This is a genomic window from Paenibacillus sp. YSY-4.3 (genome assembly GCF_054767475.1).
Genome location: NZ_BAABMC010000002.1, coordinates 815,915 through 840,019, shown reverse-complemented (window position 1 = coordinate 840,019; position 24,105 = coordinate 815,915). Strand labels below are relative to the sequence as shown.

The 24,105-nt window shown below is 44.9% G+C and carries 20 protein-coding genes and 1 other RNA gene; 15 read left to right on the top strand and 6 right to left on the bottom strand.

Annotated features, from left to right (window positions below; translation table 11 throughout):
- Positions 1-23: 23 nt before the first annotated feature.
- Positions 24-419: a hypothetical protein gene (locus ACYUJT_RS10445; protein WP_460321438.1), complete on the bottom strand. Its 396-nt coding sequence runs from the start codon at positions 417-419 to the stop codon at positions 24-26.
- A 174-nt stretch (positions 420-593) separates the two neighbouring features.
- Entirely contained in the window at positions 594-1,877 is a 1,284-nt protein-coding gene (locus tag ACYUJT_RS10440; RefSeq protein WP_460321435.1) for an ABC transporter substrate-binding protein, read from the bottom strand.
- A gap of 249 nt (positions 1,878-2,126) precedes the next feature.
- Here ACYUJT_RS10440 and ACYUJT_RS10435 point away from each other — a divergent pair, with 249 nt between their 5' ends.
- The 9 genes from ACYUJT_RS10435 (at position 2,127) to smpB (ending at position 14,023) form a co-directional block, all read left to right on the top strand.
- Positions 2,127-3,188 carry a sugar-binding transcriptional regulator gene (locus ACYUJT_RS10435; protein ID WP_460321432.1) on the top strand — a complete coding sequence of 354 codons (1,062 nt, stop codon included), beginning with the start codon at positions 2,127-2,129 and terminating at the stop codon, positions 3,186-3,188.
- An 83-nt stretch (positions 3,189-3,271) separates the two neighbouring features.
- Entirely contained in the window at positions 3,272-4,282 is a 1,011-nt protein-coding gene (gene gap, locus ACYUJT_RS10430; protein ID WP_460321430.1) for a type I glyceraldehyde-3-phosphate dehydrogenase, read from the top strand.
- 202 nt (positions 4,283-4,484) lie between these two features.
- On the top strand, positions 4,485-5,666 hold the full coding sequence (locus ACYUJT_RS10425) for a phosphoglycerate kinase (RefSeq protein ID WP_460321428.1): 1,182 nt from the start codon (positions 4,485-4,487) through the stop codon (positions 5,664-5,666).
- Between the two features lie 31 nt (positions 5,667-5,697).
- Entirely contained in the window at positions 5,698-6,450 is a 753-nt protein-coding gene (gene tpiA / locus ACYUJT_RS10420; protein ID WP_460321426.1) for a triose-phosphate isomerase, read from the top strand.
- Entirely contained in the window at positions 6,451-7,998 is a 1,548-nt protein-coding gene (gene gpmI, locus ACYUJT_RS10415) for a 2,3-bisphosphoglycerate-independent phosphoglycerate mutase (RefSeq protein ID WP_460321422.1), read from the top strand.
- A 30-nt stretch (positions 7,999-8,028) separates the two neighbouring features.
- Positions 8,029-9,315, top strand: coding sequence for a phosphopyruvate hydratase (gene eno, locus ACYUJT_RS10410; RefSeq protein ID WP_460321419.1), 1,287 nt, complete (start codon positions 8,029-8,031; stop codon positions 9,313-9,315).
- Between the two features lie 906 nt (positions 9,316-10,221).
- A complete protein-coding gene (gene secG / locus ACYUJT_RS10405) occupies positions 10,222-10,455 on the top strand; it encodes a preprotein translocase subunit SecG (protein WP_460321415.1) in 234 nt (77 codons plus the stop codon).
- 234 nt (positions 10,456-10,689) lie between these two features.
- Positions 10,690-13,272 carry a ribonuclease R gene (rnr, locus tag ACYUJT_RS10400; RefSeq protein WP_460321412.1) on the top strand — a complete coding sequence of 861 codons (2,583 nt, stop codon included), beginning with the start codon at positions 10,690-10,692 and terminating at the stop codon, positions 13,270-13,272.
- A gap of 271 nt (positions 13,273-13,543) precedes the next feature.
- On the top strand, positions 13,544-14,023 hold the full coding sequence (smpB, locus tag ACYUJT_RS10395) for an SsrA-binding protein SmpB (RefSeq protein WP_460321410.1): 480 nt from the start codon (positions 13,544-13,546) through the stop codon (positions 14,021-14,023).
- Positions 14,024-14,100: 77 nt separating this feature from the next.
- Here the strand turns inward: smpB and ACYUJT_RS10390 are convergent, their stop codons facing one another.
- The gene (locus ACYUJT_RS10390) at positions 14,101-15,132 is read right to left on the bottom strand and encodes a DUF2167 domain-containing protein (protein ID WP_460321407.1); all 1,032 of its coding nucleotides are present in this window, start codon (positions 15,130-15,132) and stop codon (positions 14,101-14,103) included.
- 348 nt (positions 15,133-15,480) lie between these two features.
- Between ACYUJT_RS10390 and ssrA the strand changes: the two genes are divergently transcribed.
- Positions 15,481-15,844, top strand: a transfer-messenger RNA (tmRNA) gene (gene ssrA / locus ACYUJT_RS10385).
- A gap of 347 nt (positions 15,845-16,191) precedes the next feature.
- Positions 16,192-17,322: a protein kinase family protein gene (locus ACYUJT_RS10380; RefSeq protein WP_460321404.1), complete on the top strand. Its 1,131-nt coding sequence runs from the start codon at positions 16,192-16,194 to the stop codon at positions 17,320-17,322.
- Positions 17,323-17,652: 330 nt separating this feature from the next.
- On the opposite strand, the gene ACYUJT_RS10375 is transcribed toward ACYUJT_RS10380, so the two are convergent.
- From ACYUJT_RS10375 to ACYUJT_RS10365, 3 genes are all read right to left on the bottom strand, one after another.
- The gene (locus ACYUJT_RS10375) at positions 17,653-17,880 is read right to left on the bottom strand and encodes a hypothetical protein (RefSeq protein ID WP_460321401.1); all 228 of its coding nucleotides are present in this window, start codon (positions 17,878-17,880) and stop codon (positions 17,653-17,655) included.
- Between the two features lie 214 nt (positions 17,881-18,094).
- Entirely contained in the window at positions 18,095-18,367 is a 273-nt protein-coding gene (locus ACYUJT_RS10370; protein WP_460321398.1) for a hypothetical protein, read from the bottom strand.
- 183 nt (positions 18,368-18,550) lie between these two features.
- Entirely contained in the window at positions 18,551-19,006 is a 456-nt protein-coding gene (locus tag ACYUJT_RS10365; protein WP_460321396.1) for an S-layer homology domain-containing protein, read from the bottom strand.
- Positions 19,007-19,455: 449 nt separating this feature from the next.
- On the opposite strand from ACYUJT_RS10365, the gene ACYUJT_RS10360 reads away from it, so the two are divergent.
- The 4 genes from ACYUJT_RS10360 to ACYUJT_RS10345 all read left to right on the top strand — a co-directional run bounded on the left by ACYUJT_RS10360 (position 19,456) and on the right by ACYUJT_RS10345 (position 23,859).
- Entirely contained in the window at positions 19,456-20,892 is a 1,437-nt protein-coding gene (locus ACYUJT_RS10360; protein WP_460321394.1) for a deoxyguanosinetriphosphate triphosphohydrolase, read from the top strand.
- A gap of 16 nt (positions 20,893-20,908) precedes the next feature.
- A complete protein-coding gene (locus ACYUJT_RS10355; protein ID WP_460321391.1) occupies positions 20,909-21,601 on the top strand; it encodes a hypothetical protein in 693 nt (230 codons plus the stop codon).
- A gap of 1,287 nt (positions 21,602-22,888) precedes the next feature.
- Positions 22,889-23,446: a hypothetical protein gene (locus ACYUJT_RS10350; RefSeq protein ID WP_460321388.1), complete on the top strand. Its 558-nt coding sequence runs from the start codon at positions 22,889-22,891 to the stop codon at positions 23,444-23,446.
- A 119-nt stretch (positions 23,447-23,565) separates the two neighbouring features.
- Complete coding sequence (locus tag ACYUJT_RS10345; protein WP_460321385.1) at positions 23,566-23,859, top strand: hypothetical protein; 294 nt, start codon at positions 23,566-23,568, stop codon at positions 23,857-23,859.
- Positions 23,860-24,105 lie beyond the last annotated feature (246 nt).

Sequence of the window (24,105 nt, the reverse complement as noted above, 5' to 3'; positions counted from 1 at the left end):
GCGGGATAGACCCGCCCTATCTATTACCAGCTATCTGATGCATAATCCTGGGCGTATTTGCCCCCGGAGAAATAAGTTCTTGATGCCGTATTTAACTTGTAGGATCCATTGCTGGAGTATACGCCGTCTTTTGTTAACCAGGCAGCTTCGGTATTTCTGCTGGTCGTAGTAGCGGTGCCGGTTTCTTTCTGGGTTGATGATTGATAGAAGGTTCCTTGTACATTTAGACTGGTCATTTTGGTATTCGAAGTAAGTGCATAAGACTTACCCCTAACGGTGTTGGGGGAGGATTGGCTTGAACCAATAAAAGCAACCGTTGTTACATTGGGATCTGGCGTATCAATGTCCGCAGCAAACGTTGGGATAGCGATAGCCAAAAAAAGTGAAGTGGCTGTAGCAGCTAATGTTGCCTTTTTCATCTTAACACGCTCCTTGCTTCATTTTATTATTGCAAGTCAACACGAGTGCTTTAAAAAGATAAGAACCAAACCCTCCTCTCTCGGCATAATGCTGAAGTGCGAGTCTGGATGCTTATATGTAAACGGAACAGAAGGTGTCCCGATTACACTCACCTAATTGCAGAGTTGGTATAGTTATTGAATTTCTTTCTTAGCTACTTCAGCTAATGCCTGTTCTACTGTTGCATTTCCGGTGATGACTTGTTCTATCGCTTCATTGAGAAGCTCATATATTGTGCTTGGGACCGGGCTTGTACGATAAGCAGGTCTAAGCTTGTAGAAGGCTTCTATATTTTCCGTGCTCTGCCCCATGAAAGTATAGGCTGTAAGTGAAGAAAAGCCGTAAACGGAACGATACGACCACTTGGCCGTTTGATCCGACATAAAGAAACGGATTAATTCCCAGGCTGCATCGCTTTCGGTCGAACTGGCAGGAATAGCCCACATGCCGTCTAACACATAGTGGTGGCTTGAATCCGGCTCTGATGGATGGGTTGGCATGGTCACCAGCTTCCATTCCAAATCCGAGCCTTGCTGCTCCAGTTGAATCAATTCTTCGTAAGTGATAATACCCATGGCATATTCGCCTGTTAAAAATAAATTGTCATTTGAATCATGAATGGCAATATTGCCTGTTCTTAGCGGCTCAAGAGTAAGCTCCAGTAAATTTGCCCATGAGGAGCTGTCTAAAGTGATTTGGTTCGTATCCTCGCTGTAGGCTTGGAGATTCTCGGTTTGCCCTACGTTAATTAAAAAGTGGGCGGTCGACGGGTAAGAAAGCGCCAATCCTTTGGGAAATTGATGGGCTAAATCAATGATTTCTTCCCAGGTCATCTGATCCTTAGGATATGGAACGCCATATTGATCAAATAAACGAGAGTTGTATACAAGAGCTCGGCTATAGAAGGTTGGAGCCAGTCCGTACAGCTCGCCATCTCCATATTGCCTCATGAGCTCTACGGCACTCGGAACGAAAGTATCCAGAGAGAAGGAGTTTTTTTGTATGTATGGGTCAAGCTCCTGGAGCAATTCGTTCTTTGCCAAAGATTGCAGATAAACCGGCGGTAGGTAGATCAGGTCCACAGCGTTCTCGGCAGCCCATTCTTGCACGGATTTCTTCTCGGTTATAAAGTCTCTTGTGGATATTACATTGTAATTTAATTTCGGGTATTCAATCGACAGCAAGGACGAATATCGATTCTCGAACTGCTGTTCTGAGAAGTAGCCGATGTTTAGGGTGAGCTCGTTGTCGTTCAGTTTGGAAGGGGAGGGCTGACCCGTACATCCGGTTATAAAAACAATGCAAATGATAAGAATATAGGTTGGCAAAACACGCAAGCGACACACCACATTTCCCAAAATTGTAATTAGATACCAATTCAAGTATACCTCCATCTCTACTATTTTGTAAATCAACAAACTAGATTGCTAGCATATTGTTGCCGGCTTGCCGTAAAAAAAGACATGACAACGCCATTTTTCATGTCTTGGCGAATTTCATCGAAGATTGTTGAATAAGTCTCCCGAAGATAGAGAAATATAGGGACATCACACTTGCAACAGGGACCAAAATTGGTTAAAATATCAGTGGGACTTAAAACGTTAACCCGGGACATTTTAAGGCCAAGGGAGATGGAGAGGAAGACGAAGCTTGCAGGAGTGGAAAGCATGCGAAATATTTTAGAAATGCAAAAGCAGCTTCTTCCAGATCTCATGGAAATTCTCAAAAAAAGGCATACCATACTTCACCAGATCATGTTATCGGATGTGATTGGTCGCAGAACCTTGGCGCTATCGCTAAACATGACGGAACGTGTACTGCGTGCCGAAACAGATCTCCTGAAGGCTCAAGGCCTGATTGAAATCGAGAATATAGGCATGAGGATTAGCGATTCGGGCAGGAAACTGCTAGAAGATATGGAGCCGATCGTAAAGGAAATATTCGGCCTCGCTAATTTGGAGGAGAAGATTCGCAAAGCCTTTGGATTGCGCAAAGTTGTGGTTATCCCTGGAGACTGGGAGAACTCTCCGCTGACGAAGCGGGAGCTCGGTCTGGCAGGTGCCAAGGCGCTGCTAGGGGCCATGCGCGGCGGAGACGTCGTAGCGGTCACGGGCGGTACAACGATGGCCGAGGTAGCGGAGCAGCTGAATCCGCCGGCGAATACAGCGTTCAAGCAGAACTGGTTCGTTCCGGCGCGTGGAGGGCTTGGCGAGAGCCTGGAAATCCAGGCGAATACGATTGCTTCCGGCATGGCTAAGCGGGTTGGAGCAGGATACCGATTGCTGCATGTGCCTGATTTGCTCGGCAAGGAAGCGTATCAGTCACTGGTACACGACCCGAACATCCGGGATATCGTGAGCACGATTCGCCAGGCGCGGATTGTTGTGCACGGCATAGGGGATGCTACGGAGATGGCCCGTCGCCGCAAACTCGACGCTGCAATGATCGAGGACTTGCAGAAGGATGGCGCGGTCGCAGAATCATTTGGATATTATTTCGACGAAGAAGGCGTAGTTGTTCACAAAATGCTGACCTTGGGACTCCGTCTGGAAGACATCAGGAAGACGGACACGGTGATCGGAATCGCGGGCGGCAAAAGTAAGGCCAAAGCTATACACGCGGTGCTGCAGTTCGGACATGAAGACATTCTCGTCACGGACGAAGCCGCGGCAATGGACATCGTGAGCGAACTGGAGCAAAAAGAAAAACAGCAGAACAGCGTATTTTGATCGTTTAACCTTATTTACTCATGACTGCCTTATCAGGTTGGTCTTGAATAATAAAAAAACAAACACACTGGGAGGATCTATCAATGAGTGTAAAAGTAGGTATTAACGGTTTTGGACGTATTGGACGTCTTGCTTTCCGTCGTATTCAAAACGTAGAAGGCATCGAAGTAGTAGCGATTAATGACTTGACCGACGCTAAAATGTTGGCTCATCTGTTGAAATATGATACAACTCAAGGCAGATTCGACGGCGATGTAGAAGTTCATGACGGCTTCTTCAAAGTTAACGGCAAAGAAGTTAAAGTTCTTGCAAACCGCAACCCTGAAGAACTTCCTTGGGGCGAGCTTGGCGTTGACATCGTTCTGGAGTGCACAGGCTTCTTCACAACGAAAGAAAAAGCTGAGCTTCACTTGAAAGGCGGCGCGAAGAAAGTTGTTATCTCCGCACCAGCTACAGGCGACATGAAAACGATCGTTTACAACGTTAACCATGAAATCCTTGATGGTTCCGAGACGGTTATTTCCGGCGCTTCCTGTACGACGAACTGCTTGGCTCCAATGGCTAAAGTTCTGAACGACAAATTCGGTATCGTTGAAGGTTTGATGACGACGATCCACGCTTACACAGGCGACCAAAACACACTTGATGCTCCTCATGCGAAAGGCGACTTCCGTCGTGCTCGCGCAGCAGCTGAGAACATCATTCCTAACACGACTGGCGCTGCTAAAGCAATCGGTCTGGTTATCCCTGAACTGCAAGGCAAACTTGACGGCGCAGCACAACGTGTGCCTGTAGCTACTGGTTCCCTGACTGAGCTTGTAACTGTTCTTGATAAGAGCGTAACGGCTGCTGAGATCAACGATGCAATGAAAGCTGCTGCTGATCCAGAAACTTACGGTTACACAGAAGACGAAATCGTATCTTCCGACATCAAAGGAATCACTTTCGGTTCCCTGTTCGATGCCACGCAAACTAAAGTTCTTACCGTTGGCGACAAGCAGCTGGTTAAAACTGTAGCTTGGTATGACAATGAAATGTCCTACACAGCACAACTCGTTCGTACGTTGGAGTACTTCGCTAAAAAAGCTAAGTAATCCCGCTATATAACACTTATATACCCAAAGAGGAGCGACCTGGCTGCAGGACTCCTCTTTGGTTCATGAAGTTATAGAATCGACATTCACACACACAAATTATAGAGATACAAGCACCGCTTAGGAGAGAAATCATTCAAGAGAACCCGTGGCGCATAGTGGCCTAGAAGCCATAGCCGCATACCTTAGGAGGAACGTGGAGATGAACAAGAAAAGTGTACGTGATGTGGAAGTAACCGGCAAACGCGTGTTTGTCCGCGTCGATTTTAACGTCCCAGTTCAGGATGGTAAAATTTCTGATGATACTCGTATTCGTGAGACGCTGCCTACGATTAACTATTTGGTTGAGAAAGGCGCGAAAGTTATTCTTGCCAGCCATATGGGACGTCCGAAAGGCCAAGTGGTCGAATCGCTGCGCTTGAATCTGGCTGCAGAACGCCTTTCCGAATTACTCGGCAAAAAAGTAGCGAAAGCTGACGAAGCTGTCGGCGAAGCGGTTAAAGCACAAGTAGCTGCCTTGAACAACGGCGATGTACTTGTACTAGAGAACGTACGCTTCTACCCAGGCGAAGAGAAGAATGATCCTGAGCTTGCGAAGCAATTCGCTGAGCTGGCTGATCTATTCGTCAATGACGCGTTTGGTGCAGCTCACCGTGCCCATGCTTCCACAGAAGGCATCGCTCATCATCTGCCAGCCGTATCCGGTCTGCTGATGGAGAAAGAGCTTGACGTTCTTGGCAAAGCATTGTCCAATCCGGATCGTCCTTTCACGGCGATCATCGGCGGTTCCAAGGTTAAAGACAAAATCGATGTTATCGATAACCTGCTTAACATTGCCGACAACGTATTGATCGGCGGCGGCCTGACTTATACCTTCTTCAAAGCGCAAGGCTATGAGATCGGTAAATCTCTGCTGGATGAGAGCAAGCTGGACGCTTCCCTCGAATTTATCGAGAAAGCGAAGAAGCTGGGCAAAAACTTCGTGCTTCCTGTAGACATCGTTGTTGCAGATGACTTCAGCGCGGATGCCAACCATAAAGTCGTCGATATCGACAGCATTCCGGCAGATTGGGAAGGCGTGGACATCGGACCGAAGACGCGCGCGAAATATGCGGAGATCATCAAGAACTCCAAGCTCGTCGTATGGAACGGACCGATGGGCGTATTTGAAATTGATATTTTTGCGAACGGTACTCGCGAAGTAGCAGAAGCTTGCGCTTCAACAGAAGGCTACACGATTATCGGCGGTGGCGACTCGGCTGCGGCAACGGAGAAATTCAATTTGGCGGATAAAATGGATCACATCTCCACGGGCGGCGGCGCTTCCCTGGAATTCATGGAAGGCAAGGCGCTTCCGGGCGTTGTGGCTCTGAACGACAAGTAAAACTATCAGTGAAAGATAAGGAGTGAACCGCATGAGAACACCGATCATTGCAGGGAACTGGAAAATGTTCAAAACCGTTCCTGAAGCAAAAGCTTTCTTCGAAGCGGTGAAAGGCAAGGCGGAGGTAGAAGGCGTAGAGAGCGTAATTTGCGCTCCTTTCACGAATCTGCCAGCTTTGGTCGAAGCGGCTAAAGGAACGAAAATCAAAATTGGTGCTCAAAACCTGCATTTCGAAGATGAGGGTGCATTTACCGGTGAAATCAGCGGCGGAATGCTGAAAGACCTCGGCGTCGATTATGTCATTATCGGGCATTCGGAGCGCCGGGCTTACTTCGGAGAGACGGATGAAATCGTGAATAAGAAAGTTCATGCTGCATTCAAGCATGGCTTGACTCCGATTCCTTGCGTCGGCGAGAAGCTGGAAGAGCGCGAAGCTGGACAAACGAAAGAAGTCGTTAAGGTGCAAACTGAAGCGGCGCTAAACGGATTGTCCGCAGAACAGGCTGCGCAAGTGGTTATCGCTTACGAGCCAATCTGGGCAATCGGAACGGGCAAATCCTCGACGGCTCAGGATGCGAATGAAGTGATTTCCTACATCCGCAGCTTAGTTAAAGATTTGTACAATGAAGAGGTTGCCGGCAAAGTTCGTATTCAATACGGCGGCAGCGTAAAACCTGAGAATGTGAAAGAATATATGAGCGAAAGCGACATCGACGGAGCGCTAGTCGGCGGTGCCAGCCTGCAGCCGGCTTCTTATATTCAGCTGGTCGAGGGGGCGCAATAAATGGCAGCTCCAAGACCTGTAGCATTGATCATTATGGACGGCTTCGGGCTTCGGAATACGACGGAAGGCAACGCGGTTGCCCAGGCTAACAAGCCGAACTACGACCGCTACCTGAAGGAATATCCGAATACTACGCTGACTGCTTGCGGCGAGGCCGTAGGCCTGCCGGAAGGACAAATGGGGAACTCCGAGGTAGGTCACTTGAACATTGGTGCGGGACGCATCGTGTATCAGGACTTGACTCGGATCTCCAAATCGATCCGCGAGGGCGAATTTTTCGAGAACGAGACTTTGGTAAGTGCCGTACGCAGCGCCAAGGCTAACGGAAAGAAGCTTCATCTATACGGACTTCTCTCCGATGGCGGCGTACACAGCCACATTGACCATTTGTTCGCAATGCTCGACCTTGCGAAGAAGGAAGAGATGAACGAGGTCTATATCCACGCATTCCTGGATGGCCGCGACGTGGCTCCGGATAGTGCGAAAGGCTTCATCGAGCGTCTCATCGCCAAGATCGAGGAAGTCGGAGTAGGCAAAATCGCCACGGTGCAAGGACGTTACTATGCGATGGACCGCGATAAACGCTGGGACCGCGTGGAGAAGTCCTACCGCGCCATGGTATACGGCGATGGACCGAGATACACCGATCCGATCACGGCTGTGACAGAATCCTACGAGAAATCGGTATTCGACGAATTCGTTATGCCGACTGTCATCGTGGACGGACATGACCAGCCGATTGCGCTTGTTGAGTCCGGTGATTCGGTCGTGTTCCTGAACTTCCGTCCTGACCGGGCGATTCAATTGTCGAACGTATTTACGAACAAGGATTTCCAAGGCTTTGACCGGGGGCCGAAGTTCCCGCAAGGTCTGCATTTCGTCTGCCTGACGCTGTTCGCAGAGACGGTAGACGGCTATGTAGCCTACAAGCCGAAAGATCTGGACAATACGTTTGGCGAGGTTCTGGTGCAGAACGGGAAAACTCAGCTTCGCATTGCCGAAACGGAGAAATATCCTCACGTCACGTTCTTTTTCAGCGGCGGGCGTGATGTTCAGCTGCCAGGCGAAACGCGCGTGCTGATCAACTCGCCGAAGGTCGCCACGTACGACCTGAAGCCGGAGATGAGCGCTTATGAAGTGGCTGAAGCTGCCGTGAAGGAGATCGAGTCCGATAAGCATGACGCGATCATTCTGAACTTCGCAAACCCGGATATGGTAGGCCATTCCGGCATGCTGGAGCCAACGAAGAAAGCGGTGGAAGTAACCGACGAATGCGTAGGCAAAGTGGTGGATGCCGTTAAGGCAAAAGGCGGCGTCGTCATCATCATCGCTGACCACGGGAATGCCGATATGGTATTCGACGAGAACGGCCGTCCGTTCACGGCACATACGACGAACCCGGTTCCTTTTATCATAACTGATGAGAATGTTATACTACGTGATAGCGGCATCCTGGCGGATGTGGCGCCAACACTTCTGGATTTGATGGGTCTGCCTAAGCCGGAAGAAATGACAGGCACCTCGATGATCGCCAGCCGCAAAGCATAAAAAAATACACATTTTAAAGGAGACTATACAATGACTATTATTTCTGACGTATACGCTCGCGAAGTCCTAGACTCCCGCGGTAATCCGACGGTAGAAGTTGAAGTATATCTGGAGTCCGGCGCAATTGGCCGCGCTATCGTTCCTTCCGGTGCTTCCACTGGCGCTCACGAAGCGGTTGAACTGCGTGATGGGGACAAATCCCGTTACCTGGGTAAAGGGGTACTGAAAGCTGTTGAGAACGTAAACGAAATTATCGCTCCTGAAGTGATCGGCATGGACGCTTTGGATCAACTCGGCATCGACAAACTGATGATCACTTTGGACGGAACACCTAACAAAGGCAAGCTCGGCGCAAACGCGATCCTGGCTGTGTCCATGGCTGTAGCTCGTGCAGCAGCTGACGCTCTGGATCTTCCACTGTACGTATACCTTGGCGGATTCAACGCGAAACAGCTTCCAGTTCCAATGATGAACATCATCAACGGTGGTGAGCATGCTGACAACAACATTGACGTTCAAGAGTTCATGGTTCTTCCTGTAGGAGCACCAACGTTCAAAGAAGCTCTTCGTGTTGGAGCAGAAATCTTCCACAACTTAAAATCCGTATTGAGTGCCAAAGGTCTAAACACAGCTGTAGGTGACGAAGGTGGTTTCGCGCCAAACCTTGGTTCGAATGAAGAAGCAATCACTACAATTATCGAAGCGATCGAAAAAGCTGGTTACAAACCAGGTGTTGACGTATTCTTGGGTATGGACGTTGCTTCCACTGAGTTCTACAAAGACGGTAAATACACACTTGCTGGCGAAGGTAAATCTTACACTTCCGCTGAGTATGTTGACCTTCTTGCTTCATGGGTTGATAAATACCCAATCATTACCATCGAAGATGGTATGTCCGAAGACGACTGGGATGGATGGAAATTGCTTACTGAAAAATTGGGCGACAAAGTTCAATTGGTTGGTGACGATTTGTTCGTTACTAACACTGAGCGTCTTGCAACAGGTATCGAAAAAGGTATCGGTAACTCTATCCTGATCAAAGTAAACCAAATCGGTACGCTGACAGAAACATTCGACGCGATCGAAATGGCAAAACGCGCAGGCTACACGGCAGTTATCTCGCACCGTTCCGGTGAGTCCGAAGACAGCACGATCGCTGACATCGCTGTAGCGACTAACGCTGGCCAAATTAAAACAGGTGCACCATCCCGTACAGACCGTGTTGCGAAATACAACCAATTGCTTCGCATCGAAGACCAATTGGGCGAGCTGGCTCAATACAACGGCCTGAAATCTTTCTACAACCTGAAACAATAGTCTGGAGCAAGTCTTCAGCATCTATTGACAGTTACTCCCGCATTCTAAAGAATGCGGGAGTTTTTGTTGTGGTAACGTTAAAAATGCAATTGATCTGAGGGAAATTGTATAACCCTAATAAAAAAAACGATGGGGCTGTCCCAGCAGTCATTAAAGATGACTGAGGGGTATCCCTTTCTTTTAGAAAACTATCCTTTCTGCGGAATCCATTTTTGCCTGAATCAATTTCTCCCTTGCCTGTATCCCATTCTTTGGCTCATCTTATATAGGCTATCGAACTCTAAAATCCACACTCTTTGGCCTATGTTATATAAGCTGTCGAACTCGAACACTAAATGGAATTCATGTATCTAATTATGCTCTAAACGAATGTTTTAGGGGAGTAGATGGATTTCATGTACCTAAAATCAAGAATCTCGCCCATGATGGACAGTTCCCTTCTTCTAACGACATAAAATCCATTTAAATCTGCTTTCCTTTCTTTGCCGCAGAAACTAACTACTATAATTCCATTTAGAACTAGAAATCCGCGATTCATGCTTGGCGTTAAGTGAGTGGAGAGCCTGTAGTGTGTTAGTTTTTAATGTGGCTTATCCGGATCCAACATATGTCTTAAGAATGAACAAAGAAAGACAAAATTTATATTGAAATGGATAGTACTTCTACGTGCAAATTCAGGATGGAGCTTTATCTGAGCTTCTGGAAAAAATAATTCAGCACCTGCAACCGTTGGATTAGAGCGTTGAATGTAAGAATGGAAAACATAGGGGTACATTGCTTAATTAGGTTGTCATTCCGTGGATGCTATGGTACAATAATAATGCTGTTTTTCTGTTTATGACATGATGCAATCATCATGATAATCGTTGAATTAATTTGGATGTTCTCACTTAGGAGGTGGATACAATGGAATTGTTTTTGAAAATATTGCTTATTATTTTTTCCATCGGTGTAATCACGGCAGTCCTTCTGCAGGAAGGTAAAAGCGCGGGTCTGACCGGCGCCATCTCTGGAGGAGCGGAACATCTGTTTGGCAAGGCGAAAGCACGCGGTATGGAACTTGTTCTGGAGCGGGTTACTGTTGCATTTGCTGCAGGATTCTTCATCCTGGCCATCGCGGTTGCCGTTGCTATTAAATAGGATACCTATAAGAGCCCTCGTTCTTTACGAACGGGGCTTTTTTGCATTGGTTTTCAGGTGAAATGAAATTTGGTGAAAAATGAAGTTCGGCGATTTGCGGAGAAACGGATGATGACGGTTAATTTCGTGTATACTAGGGTATATACATGGAGGGTAATTCATGGAAATCAGTTCCCAACATATAAAATACATAACCGGTTAAGGACAAGCCGAGCCGGGCCGAGGTGAGTTGTTATGGTAACAGAATCAGAGCTGCTTGATTTTATGCGGGAGACCGCTTATAAACCGATGACGTATCAGGAGCTTGAAGGGCATTTCCATATTACAGACGCGAAGGAATTCAAGGAGTTCCTGAAGCTGCTGAACCGTTTGGAGCAGGAAGGAAAAATCATACTGACGCGTACTCACCGTTACGGCATGCCGGAGCGGATGGATTTGGTGCGGGGGCGGCTGCAGGCGCATGCCAAAGGCTTCGCTTTTCTCATTCCAGAGGATCGCGAGCACCCTGACGTATATATTCATGCTAATGATCTCAAAAGCGCGATGAACGGGGACACCGTGTTCGTGCGTGTTAATTCGAAGAGTGTGGCCGGCGGCAAGCTGGAGGGTGAGGTCGTACGGGTCGTTACCCGGGCCGTAACCCAGGTTGTCGGCGTATTTCAAAATGAAGAGGCTTATGGCTTCGTCATCCCGGATGACAAGCGGATTAATCGTGATATTTTTATTCCGAAAGAGGGTTTTAACGGCGCGGCCAACGGCCAGAAGGTCGTGGTGCGGATTGTACAGTATCCGGAAGGGAGAGCCGCGGCCGAAGGCGAGATTATCGAAATTCTCGGGCATAAGGATGACCCGGGCGTCGATATTCTGTCGATCATCCGTAAGCATCAATTGCCGGAGGCTTTTCCAGACGATGTGATGGAAGAGGCGATGAGCGTCCCCGATGAGATCGACCCGGCGGAAATTGCCAAGCAAGGGCGCCGCGATCTGCGGGACAAGGTCATCGTGACGATTGACGGCGAGGATGCGAAGGATTTAGACGACGCCGTGAACGTGGAGCGTCTGCCGAACGGCAACATCAAGCTGGGCGTGCATATCGCCGACGTCGGCTATTATGTGCGCGAGAAATCGAAGCTCGATCAGGAGGCGTATAACCGCGGCTGCAGCGTGTACTTGGTGGACCGTGTTATTCCGATGCTGCCGCATCGGCTGTCGAACGGCATATGCTCCCTGAATCCGAAGGTAGACCGGTTCACACTGTCGTGCGAGATGGAATTCAACGAGCAGATGAAGGTCGTGAAGCATGACATTTTTACGAGCGTGATCCGCACGAAAGAACGGATGACCTACACGAATGTCCGCAAAATCGTAGAGGACGAGGATCCAGAGGTGTCGGCGCGCTACAGCGAATTAGTCGATATGTTCCGCCTGATGAAGGAGCTGGCGCTCAAGCTGCGGAGCAAACGGATGCGCCGCGGGGCGGTGGATTTCGACTTCGAGGAATCGAAGGTGATCGTGGACGAGAACGGCAAGCCGACGGATATCGTCAAAAGAGAGCGTTCGATCGCGGAGCAAATTATCGAGGAATTCATGCTGGCGGCCAACGAGACGGTGGCGGAGCATTTCCACTGGCTGAAGGTGCCGTTCATTTACCGGATTCACGAAGACCCGGATCAGGAGAAGCTGCTCAATTTCATGATGTTCGTCGCTAACTTTGGATATTCGGTCAAAGGCGGCAAGGGAGACCGCGTTCATCCGCGGGCACTGCAGTCGCTGCTGGAGGATATCCAGGGGACGAAGGAGCAGACAGTCATCAGCACGATGATGCTGCGTTCGATGAAGCAGGCGAAATATGATGCGGAGAGCACGGGGCATTTCGGGCTGGCTGCCGAATTCTATTCGCACTTTACCTCGCCGATCCGGCGTTATCCGGATTTGGTCATTCACCGGGTCATTCGCGAGGTTATCGAGAACGGAGGGGCTCTGCCGGCGGCGCGGGAAGAATATTTGGCCAGCCGGATGCAGGAGGTTGCCCAGCAATCGTCCGAGCGCGAGCGGGTCGCCGTCGAAGCCGAGCGGGATACGGAGCAGCTGAAGAAGGCCGAGTTCATGCTCGATAAGGTCGGGGAAGAGTTCCCGGGCATTATTAGCAGCGTGACGAGCTTCGGGATGTTCATTGAGCTGGAGAACACGGTAGAAGGCTTGATTCGCCTGAGCGCGATGACGGACGATTATTACCACTTCCATGAGCAGCATATGGCACTGATCGGCGAGCGCACGTCGAAAATCTACCGCATCGGCGATGAGGTCGAGATTCGCGTGGCCCGGGTCAATATGGACGACCATACGATCGATTTCGAGATGGTCGATATGAAGCCGCGGCGCCGGGGAGAAGGCTTTGAAGACGGCTTCGGCGGGCGTCCAGGCGGTAAAGGCGGCGGGAAGCCATGGCAGGCGGCTGGCGGCAAAGGCGGTAAGGCCGGCGGCGGTAAAGCCGGGAAGAAGGCCGGAGCGGGCAAAGCCTTCGGCAAGGCCGGCAAAGGCGCTGGCGGCAAGGGCAAGGCGGCGGCCAGTGGCAAGCGCGGCAAGCGTGGCGCCGGAGCGGCTGTGGATGCCGGGCCAGCGGTGAGCTTTGGCTTCGGCTCCGGCAAGGGCGGCTATGGCGCCGGGCCGGCGGCCACGAGCCGCAAAGCGGGCGGCAGCGGCGGCGGCGCGGGCAAGAGCTCGCGGCGGAAGAAGACGTCCGCGAGCGGGATTTTCATCGGCGGCGGCAGCAGTGGTGCGCCGGACGCCGATGGGAAGCCGCGCAAGAAGCGGTAGCTCTTGCGAGTGCGGTACGCCCGCCCGTGGGCTGTGCCCGGGCGGGCAGCGGTTTGGGCCGCGTGCCGGAACGGCGCGGCCTGTGGCGGCGGCCCCCACGGTGGTGGGGGCCGCTTTGTGTGGCCGCCCGCGCCTGGCGGGGCGGCCTGTGGTTTTGCGCCGCGCAGCGGTGCGCAAGCTCCTTGCTTTTGCCGCAGGGAGTTGATACAATAAATTTCTGATATACTAGAGTCAGTGACCTGGCAAAAATGGCGATGGAGGAGGATGAAACATGGGCAAGAAGAATGATGGTAAAGTGTTGGCGCAGAACAAGAAGGCTTCCCATGATTACTTCATCGAGGATACCTTTGAGGCAGGGATGGTGCTGACTGGTACCGAAATTAAGTCGATCCGTAACGGAAGAGCGAATATCGGCGATGCATTTGCGACGATTCGTAACGGCGAGATCCATATTCACAACATGCATATCAGTCCGTTCGAGCAAGGCAATCGGAGCAATCCGACTGATCCGACTCGTACACGGAAGCTGCTGATGCACAAGGCACAGATTAGCAAGCTGCTCGGGCTATCCAAGCAGGAAGGCTACTCGATTGTGCCGCTGAAGATCTATATTCGCAACGGTTATGCCAAACTGCTTATCGGCCTTGGTAAAGGGAAGAAGCAGTATGACAAACGGGAATCTGCCGCCAAACGCGATGCGCAGCGCGATATTCAGCGCGTGCTTCGTGAGAAGCAGAAGGTGGCGCGGTAATTTACTACAATAAAAGCCAAAACCTCGGATCGCAGCGGCATGATGCTTGCTGAAATCCGAGGTTTTTTTGATTTCTCTTAGAGTGAAGTCGGCGGCTTTTTATTTTCCTCTTCTATTTCGAATTTTGATTTGAATTTTGAATCTTCGTCGGTTCCGTGCGGGTCGCTTGCATGCGAGCTGTGATCTACTTCATCCGCTTGGTTAGTCTCTTGTGCCGGATCTTCCTGCTGCTTGTTGTTGCCTTTCCTGCGGAGCTTGTTGAATACCCATACGAACGGCAATATGACCACGAACCAGAATTTTTTGATCAGTACGGCTAGCAGTCCGAACAGCCCAGCCTTTTTGGCGACCGCAAGTCCTGCGCCACCCAGGATGAGTCCCGTCAATCCCATGGAGGATTTTTTATCGACTGCAGGGTCAAAGTCCTCATAGGTTTTACCAGGGTTAATAACGAGGTTCGGCAGGATGTCGCGCTCCATTGTCGCGCGGTCTGCGGCCAGGTTCTCAGGGTCTGAGGCCAGAATGACGGATAGGTAGCCAGTACGCGTTAATATGCGGACGTGATAGTTAATGAGCTTTTCCCCTTTGTAATCATGAAGGAGCAAAGACCATGTGAGGCTTCGCAAGGATTCGTTATATGTAGGTTCGATATCCCATCCGTCTACATAAAGACGGTTATGTTCTTCAACTTCTTTGTTGACTTCCTCTGTGCCTTTTTTGAAGCTATCCAGAAGCTTGTCGGCATCGATCTTGGTCTTCTCGTCATCTGAGATATGACCGGAGTCTACGTATTCGAAGTAAGTCACCCAGTAAGCATCTTCGTCTATAGGAAAAACAGCTCCGATCTCTAGATCAGAAGGAACTTGTCCATATTGTCTGATATAGGCCTTGACATCGGCGCCATTCAGAAACACGTAATCCTCATTAATAGTGACCTGCGCGATGTCTCCCACAGGAAGCGCCTGATCTGAGCCCTGAATCCAGTTCAGGTTCGTTTCGTTGACGGCCGCAGCACTGGCGGATAAAGGCGCGACCAAGGTGCTGATGACTAGAATCCAGGCCATCATAAAATGTGTTGCATGACTTTTGAATAAACGGCTAATTTTCATAACATCCTCCAATATTAGTTTGTCCAACCATTTATATCGGAGAATGATGTTATATTTTGTAGATTAATGTTTATTATTACCTTGAAAGTCGTGATTCACGGCTGAAAACTTGCATTTCGTTGTTCGGGTTGCTACAATTATGGTCTACCTGCCATTAAATCACCAGACATGAAGCGTGGTGAAAGTGGTATAATGATGTTAGTCAGATTGAAGCGATATTCGCTGAATTTGACTTTGCAATACTAAGTGCAAACAGCACTTATGCTCGGAATGAACCGGCTTAGCAGCCGACCCATTCGAATCGCCGTTTAAGGCGGGCGGATCGTTGAAGACCGCTTATCTTATTTCGGGGGCGTTTTTGGATTCGACGGGGGTAGATCGAGCATGGGTAGCGGGTAGTGGGGACGCGTCCGCTTTATCAACGCTAAAGCCAATTAAACGGCAAACAACAAACAAACTACGCTCTAGCAGCTTAATAACCTGCAGACGTGCTCTCGCTCTGTATCGCCCATGTACCGGGATGAGGGCCCAACTTTAGTGGGATACGCTGTCTAGTCTCCGCCTGCGGCTAGCTGAAGAAGACAAACAGGCTGACCCGAAGGGAATCCGGTGACGGGGAGTCTCTAGGGTGACATCAAAACTGTCACTACACCCGTAGAAGCTTATGTGGCGTTGCCTTCGGACAGGGGTTCGACTCCCCTCGCCTCCATATGTAGTACCAGTGACGGACACCAAAAAGGTGTCCGTTTTTGCTTGCTCGTACTCGATGGGGTGGGGCAAACTGCTTCGGCTCTAGGGCTTCGGGCTACTCTGACGTCGAATACGACATATTTCAGATGATGTACATGCGGTGCTTCTGTATGTAGCAGTTTTGATGTCACCCGAGCGATGCCCCGCAACTGGTTTCCCTTCAGGTCAGACTGCTTGTCTTCTTCCGTTCGCTACAGGCGGAGACGAGACAGCGTATCTTGGGGAGTACATAAAATAATCCTGCATTGACAACCTCAATTAACTTGTGAGACCATATTTTTCAAATTAATTGATATAAGGGGGATTACTATGTTGGTGCCAGGAGAACTTGTGAAATTTGATAGCATGAAGAACTTCAGATATCTTTCTCCATTAGGGGCTGGAGGAACTGGGGATGCTCATCTTTTTAAGGATGAGACAACGGATATGTTGTTTGCATTTAAAAAATATGCTCCTAAGGATAGTAATAACTCAGATGATACCTATAGACGTTTTGTAGACGAGATCAAAATTCTATTCAATATATCCCACAATAATATTGTCAGGGTTTTCAATTATTACTTGTATCCCGAAGCAAAGACAGGTTATTTACAAATGGAGTATGTGGAAGGCACGGCTATACATGAATTCGAGCCATTTTTTGGGGATAAATGGGAATATATTTTTAAAGAAGTTATATATGCTTTTGAATATTTAGAAGAAAAGAAAATATTACACAGAGATATCCGTCCTGCAAATATACTAATAGATAAGAATCAAAATGTAAAAATTATAGATTTTGGGTTCGGTAAAAAATTGGATTTTGAAGAGACTGGAGGGGAGAGCGTCTTTCTTAATTGGCCAGTGACTCAATGGCCTAACGAGACTCAGTTAGAAGGTATATATAATCATCAATCTGAGATTTATTTTATTGGGAAACTGTTTCAGAACATCCTTAGAGATAAAGGAGAGGTAGGGAGGTTTAAGTTTAATCATATTTTAGATAAGATGACTAAATTGGAACCATACGAACGTTATGCTTCATTTAACGATATCTCCCAAGCTATTTCTGAAGGAGTGATAAGCGAGATTGATTTCTCGGAAAAGGAGAAGGATACATATAAGAAATTTGCTGATGCACTAGTTGGTCACATTTCTTACTATAATGATAAATATGAGCCAATAAATGATATAGACATTATACTTAATAAATTAGGGACTCTAATTCGTAGTAGTTCACTTGAAACATTTATACAAGATAACTCTCAGCTTATCAGGTGTTTCATTAAAGGAAGCTATGCATATAATAAAAGATGTGATATTGAAGTTCAGCATGTAAAAGATTTTTATCAATTATTGGTAGGATTAGATCCATACAAGCAAAAAATTGTACTTGATAATATTCAAACTCGTTTAGGTGGCGTTAAAATTAATATTACTGATGATGATTTGCCATTCTAACTACTGAATTTGTGATAATCTTTTGATGCAAGCAACGACCGATCTTATCCTACATTATTGGACTGTCACTAACTGTATTGGGTGTTAATTTAGTAGAATGCTCTAATCTTCCTGATGCACTTATATGCCATTATAGCCGCGATTTTGTAACCAACATTATGAATTTTCACTTATTCAAATACAACTTCGCGGCAAAGATCTATAAAACTGCAAACAGTGGAAAGAACAACTGTATCCCCTCCGCTGTATTGTTGTTCATTCTCGTAAATGTATCCGCACCCTACGCCGTTCCCCATCTTATAGTTCTCAGGATGCGTCTCATGACTTGGTCTACTGTCTAGCCTTGGTTTCTTCAGATAGTTTCAGCATATCTGCATTGTAAGTCGTTCTAGCCAGCGTTACACCTTTATTCGGGTAAGCACTATAATCTAGTAGTAGACGTACTATATCAACCTGATTGAACATCCTCGCCGATTCCAGACCGCTATTTAAATCCGCACCGTATTGGGCAAGCAACTCTACAACCTTCAGATCGCCCTTCTCGATAGCATCCTGCATGGCCGGAAAGTCTAGGGTCGGCCCCCGCTTCCAGCAACATCTTCACCATCGGTACCAAGTCATCACAGCCAGTGGTAAGTTGCCTACAGCAATTTCATTTGCACCTATACCATAATCGGCCGGGATATTCGGCGAAGCTCCTTCATTCAACAATCGTTGCACCTCATTCAGATAACCTTCTCTGTTGCGGCAATCAACTCCGTAAATATGCCATCTAATCTTGTCCCACTGGACTGTTGCTGAGCTTTCCGTCTGTAGTCAGCTCATATATCGTTACTCCTGCGGTTAGATAGAATTTGCCGCTATGGTTTGTGAAGCTGTCATAGCGAGAACTATTCAGAGTAACGACCATCTCCACTTTGCGAGGGAAGAGACTGATTTTGGACAACGTATTGTTGCCAGTATCGAAGATGAAAAACTGCATTGTCGTTGACAATGGCATCACTTTTACCGAAGAAGTCAATGCCTGTTCCTTGGGAGTAATCACCTATAAGTTCCGCTTCGTTTCCTTATCCTCCTGCAAAGATGGAAGGGTTGAATTTCCATGCAACATCGTAGCCATAGTAGACCGTGTTAGCGCCAGGTACATTGATAAAGGCCATCGTTCTGCTTTTACTGCTGTATCCCAAGTTACCATCCACATCATCACGTAAAATGTAAGTTGCCAACTTCACATTGGACGTGATGTCAAAGACGAAATCATTGTCATAAGCGTACCTTTTGGAGCTTCGGCCCAGCAGATACAGTTTGTTGGTGATGATGAACTCGGTGTAGTTTTTTCCTTGTTGTCATTACCGTACTGATAAGCACGCCAGAGCATAACGGTTGTTTCTGCACGGGTGACTGTTGCCTGCGGACGGAATTTCTCATCCTGAAAACCAGAGACAAGTCCGTTCTCTACTGCCAATGTAACATAGCTCTTCGCAGATTCGGATATGCCAGCGTAGTCTTTAAACATGGCTTCAATGGTGCTTTGGTCAGGTGGACGATTAGCGTCATAGCCCTTAAGTTTGACAAGAGCCACAGCTACAACTTCACGAGTTGCAGGGGCAGATCTGCCGTCCACGCATTGGACAAGCAAATACATATATCCGAGATGGTGAACCGCAAAGTCATCAGAGGCCATCCTGACGGCAGGTTTCGGCCTAACAACACCATAGTTATCGGCAGGACTGTATACGGCCGATGTGCCAGAAGAATTCATTGCATCTGTGAAATATGATATTTAAACGTTGATAGGACTGCTGGATGCTGAGATTCAGAAATTTCAGTTCGTCAGCAAGTTTATGTCCCAGGTGCAGGTGATGAGAGAGACGAAGTAGATATATCTTATGGTGTGATTTGTGAATGCGGATGGGGTTCTGTATGAGAAGCATATAGTAACTGAACTCTAGTTCAAAATGAATACGAAACAGCCGATAAATCTTTTGACAGTGAGTTCATGTTATGGGAATATAGGCTTATCATATTCCAATATCTTGAAGGGGTTATTGGAGTTGTCGGCTGAATTTCGTATTAGTATTCAGGGTAAGGGTGTGTCAGTTGTTATATTAAATAAAGAAAAGAGGAAGAAGAGTGGAAAATTTTGTGATGGATTGGTCTTTATTGTTGAATGAGAACAGGAGAAGAGATTCTAAGGCCGCTAAAGACCATCGAAATGAATTTGAAAAAGATTATGACCGTGTAATCAACTCCTCATCCCTAAGAAGACTGCAAGATAAAGCACAAGTGTTCCCACTTCAAGAGAACGACTTTATTCGTACCAGATTAACACACTCTCTAGAGGTTTCATCTCTTGGAAGATCGTTTGGTTATGACATTGGACAAAAATTAGTTGAGGGTGGTCAAGTTGATATTGATGACTTCCCTAGAAAGATTGCATCAATACTTTCAGTAACCTGTTTAGTACATGATATTGGAAACCCACCATTCGGTCATTTTGGTGAGGATGTTATTCAAAAGTGGTTTAGTAAGTGGTTTTCAAGTGACGAGTTTAATAGATTAGATAAAGAATATTTTCGTAAAAATCAAAGGGCTCTCTTAAATGATCAGCAAAAAAATGACTTTATTAACTTTGAGGGAAATGCCCAAGCTCTTAGAATTCTCACTAGGTTACAATTTTTAAATGACCAATATGGTATTAACTTTACATATGCTACTTTAGCTGTTCTTCTTAAATATCCACGAAACTCATTAGAAAAAAATAAGGACAGTGAATTGAAAAGTTACTCGAAATTTGGGTATTTTAGTTCTGAACAAAACATTTTTGAGGACATAAAACTAAAAGTAGGGATTGCAAAATATAGACACCCCCTTACCTATCTGATGGAATCGGCTGATGACATAGCATACTCTGCGGCTGATGTAGAAGATGGTGTTAAAAAAGGTATTGTTCCTTGGGAAATTGTTTATGAAGATGTAAAAGTCGCTTTGTATGAGAAATACAAGGTGGGTTTTGACTATTTAGAATCTCTACGCATGAAAGCAAGGGAAAATAATGTTCCTGATATTGATCTTGTCAATGCACAAAATTTCAGGGTGTGGGCACAAGGTGAAATGTTTAAAGCATGTTCTGAGGCTTTTATTAATAATTATGAATTAATCATAAGTGGGCAAATTGATAAAGAATTGTTAAAAATTTCAACAGCATCCGATATTAAAGATAAGTTAGACGAAATAGCGCGTAAATATTGTTATTCGAGCAAGGAAGTGCTGCAACTGGAGCTAGTTGGAGAGAGTGTGCTTTCAGGTTTGTTGGATATGTTTGTAGATGCAATAATTTTGGTTAATACGGAGGAGGGAGCTAAGAAAAAAGAAAATAAGCTATTCCATCTTATATCTGAGAACTTTAGGTATGTTCAAAAGTTGGATGCATCTGGTAAGCCGACGAGGACTATACAAGATTTAAGTTTGTATGATAGGCTATTACTTATCACTGATTTTATATCGGGTATGACAGACTCTTATGCGGTTGATCTGTATCAGCGTCTTTCTGGCTTAAAGCTATTGTAAGGAGGTCTAGAAAGCTGTGTATCCTAAAAACTTTGAATTAAGGGATCAGTTTTACAATACAATTAAAAACTTTCCTCTTGCAAAAAATGTAGTATTTAGGTTGTTAGAAGAAGGGAACCTTCTTTTGTTTGGTGGTGCCATAAGAAGTTATTATGAAAATCAGTTTAGTACAATGCCTCGTGATTTTGACATTGTAGTTTGTACTAGAAATGACGAACTTGACCAATACTTTTTTAATGTTCCTTATACTCGTAATAGATATGGTGGGTATAAAATAAATATTTACCCGGTGGGTTTTGACATTTGGAGTATTAATTCAACGTGGGCTTTTAAAAATGGTGTAATAGAAAATCCCAACGTAGAAAATTTAACTAAAACTGTGTTTTTAAATTACGATTCCGTTGTTTATGATTTAACAACTGGTGAAGTCTATGATGAAGATTATCAAAAAGCTAAAGAAAATAAGAAATTGGATATTATTCTTGAACAAAATCCGTTTCCTGAACTTAACATTTTACGTTCTTTAGTTTTTAAGACGAGATATAATATGGATCTCTCAGAAGCTTTATATGATTATATGAAATCGTGGAGAAAAATGTTTAGTAATAATGAAGAAATAAATGTTTTAAGTGAGGTTCAAATAAAACATTACGGCTTTGAGTACATGACAAAAAAGCAGTTATTCAACGAACTACAACTTATCAGATAACTTTTGCTTTGAAATGATAGGTTAACATAGAACATTGACTACACTCGTAGAAGTATATGCGTCGTTATCCCTTACTTCCATACATGTACAAAAATGGACACCATAAAGGTGTCTGTTTTTATTAATATAAGTCTTTATATGTTAAATACTCCCTAGCGGTCATACTATGCAAACATTGCCTTCTTTCATGGAATATTCATCATCTTCCAATTACTCTATCGGATTCTTTCCTTTTTCTGATTGGTTATGAGAATATTTATATATTTCAAAGTAAGGAAGATAAAAAGAAGTTTGACTGTATTTTGGGTTATCCAGAACAAGAGAATCGAATGAGACAAAAATCAGGAAATTAATTTCAATTATATGGAAATCGGAAAGTGGTATATAGTAAAATAGGTATAAGTTGTATTTTAATTATTCAATTTTTTGGGGAGGATACTGATGTATCGCGAAATGAATGCAGTAAATGAACTGATCTCTAAACTCGGACAGAGATTGAAAATGCTGAGTTTTATACTCCCAAAGTCCTTAAATTTTTCAATACATTTATAGATGAAGAAGTACCGCTGGATGCAATTACTTATAACGATATAAATACATATTTATATGATCGAAGCAATCAATATTATGGGCTAAAAAAATTCCTTGAACTTACCTATACAGGGAAAAAGGCACAGAGTGTAATGTCCAAAGTAACAACACGTGTATCAAAGGCGAAAAATCCCAATATATACCTTCTAGTCATTTGAAAAGTTTTGAGGAGTTTATACTAGATGAAAATGAAGATATGCCTGAAAGATTGTTATTAGTTTTTTTACTTAACTCGGGGGAAAATCTGGCTCTTAAAGAATAGAGACATAGTAGTAGGTAAGGATTTTTGACGGTCACTATATCAATAAATAGTCCGGATGCTGTTATTCCTGTTACACCTAAATTTGCAATGGTGCTTATTGAGTATAGGAGTACTTTATATCCTACAAATCTGAATAAACAAATAAATTTTTAATGTGACAAAAGGTGAAGAGTTAAATCCAATGCTCAATAAATTGAGCATGAGGATCGTAGGCAAGAAATACCCTCCAACAGAGTAATCGTATACGTTTATTGCAAAATGGCATGATAAGTCTGATGATATCGAGGCGATAAGCAAGTTGGTATTGAATGATCCATCAGGAATAATTAAACATAGATGCAGTGAAGCAGAAGTAATATATACTCGTCAGAATAAAGTAGTGAGCAATCTTTTTTGAAAAATCACAAAATATTATTAATTGGGAGAAGAGTAGATTGAGAAAGGTATGGCGGTTATTTAAAGAAAGTATATGGGATTTATTGAAGGATTGGACCAAAGCCATAATTAGTGCAGGTGTTATTGGTCTGTTGGCTATACTAGCTTCAAATGTAAAAAACGCATCAAGCATTGAAGTGAGAGTAAAGTTAAGCGTTATTATTTTTTCGAGTGCAGGTTTACTTGTTATACTAATACTTGTTGTTACTTTGTTTAAAAGACAGGTCGTTCTAAAGAAACTTTATAATGAGTTATTAAATCCGACAAATGAAAATGTTACAAAGTTTGAACGAGGTGATATCGTAATTATAAAAACTGAATCACAATCAATGAAGCCAAAAAGGCTGATAGTATTTAAAGTAACGAATTCACATGTATATTGTAGGTATGCATCCGATACAGATAAAGTAATTGAATTTGCTCCCGAAGAATTATTAACAAAGATTGAGACTGAAACAATTTTACAAAATTTGTTATTACGAAAACATAAACAGGAGAATGCTAGAAGAGAACATAACCGAAGTCAAGCGGATTTCTTCAGTCAACTTAATCGTTAAAATTCTTTGACGGATAATTTTATAGAAATTTCAAATATATTTGTTGGATATTTATAACAATTATTATGTCTACGAAGAAGAATAAAATGAGCTATGTAAAATTTTATTCGGAATATGATATGGCATATGGTTGGGAAATTGATAAGATAATTGAAAAGATTAATGGATGTGCAATTGAAATTGATTGGTCCATTAATGATCTAATAGATTTTCATAATATTTTAAAGTACTTGGATATTAAACGATTTGCAAATTACATTGTTGAGCAGACTGGTATCGATATTAAGGTATATGAGAAAAGACTAAAACAAAAAGTTGGTCTGTTTATTGGTAAGAATAAAAGTAATTTTGTTTCATTATATGATGATATTGATTTTATGGACACCAAGACTTTTTGGAAATTCCATTTATAAACTGATTTCAGAAGATGAATTTAAAGAACTACTTGGAAAAGAATATGTACATATATATATAGTTCTAAAATTTAGGAAACTAACAGAGTATTTTGATGCTGTAGTTAAAGAAGCTATACTAAGTAACTCTAGTAATGCTGAGACTATAATTTCGAAGTATCTAAAAGAGAGTCTATTGTTTTTGTAGTCTTCATTAACGGATAAAGAAATACTTAATTTAATTGATGAATATATTGACTCGCCACA

Excerpts from the sequence above, each read along its gene's own strand:
- ACYUJT_RS10445 (WP_460321438.1), bottom strand. The coding sequence starts at position 419 with ATGAAAAAGGCAACATTAGCTGCTACAGCCACTTCACTTTTTTTGGCT.
- ACYUJT_RS10435 (WP_460321432.1), top strand. The coding sequence starts at position 2,127 with ATGCGAAATATTTTAGAAATGCAAAAGCAGCTTCTTCCAGATCTCATG.
- gap (WP_460321430.1), top strand. The coding sequence starts at position 3,272 with ATGAGTGTAAAAGTAGGTATTAACGGTTTTGGACGTATTGGACGTCTT.
- ACYUJT_RS10425 (WP_460321428.1), top strand. The coding sequence starts at position 4,485 with ATGAACAAGAAAAGTGTACGTGATGTGGAAGTAACCGGCAAACGCGTG.
- tpiA (WP_460321426.1), top strand. The coding sequence starts at position 5,698 with ATGAGAACACCGATCATTGCAGGGAACTGGAAAATGTTCAAAACCGTT.
- gpmI (WP_460321422.1), top strand. The coding sequence starts at position 6,451 with ATGGCAGCTCCAAGACCTGTAGCATTGATCATTATGGACGGCTTCGGG.
- eno (WP_460321419.1), top strand. The coding sequence starts at position 8,029 with ATGACTATTATTTCTGACGTATACGCTCGCGAAGTCCTAGACTCCCGC.
- secG (WP_460321415.1), top strand. The coding sequence starts at position 10,222 with ATGGAATTGTTTTTGAAAATATTGCTTATTATTTTTTCCATCGGTGTA.
- rnr (WP_460321412.1), top strand. The coding sequence starts at position 10,690 with ATGGTAACAGAATCAGAGCTGCTTGATTTTATGCGGGAGACCGCTTAT.
- smpB (WP_460321410.1), top strand. The coding sequence starts at position 13,544 with ATGGGCAAGAAGAATGATGGTAAAGTGTTGGCGCAGAACAAGAAGGCT.
- ACYUJT_RS10390 (WP_460321407.1), bottom strand. The coding sequence starts at position 15,132 with ATGAAAATTAGCCGTTTATTCAAAAGTCATGCAACACATTTTATGATG.
- ACYUJT_RS10380 (WP_460321404.1), top strand. The coding sequence starts at position 16,192 with ATGTTGGTGCCAGGAGAACTTGTGAAATTTGATAGCATGAAGAACTTC.
- ACYUJT_RS10375 (WP_460321401.1), bottom strand. The coding sequence starts at position 17,880 with ATGCAGGATGCTATCGAGAAGGGCGATCTGAAGGTTGTAGAGTTGCTT.
- ACYUJT_RS10365 (WP_460321396.1), bottom strand. The coding sequence starts at position 19,006 with ATGGCCTCTGATGACTTTGCGGTTCACCATCTCGGATATATGTATTTG.
- ACYUJT_RS10345 (WP_460321385.1), top strand. The coding sequence starts at position 23,566 with ATGGCATATGGTTGGGAAATTGATAAGATAATTGAAAAGATTAATGGA.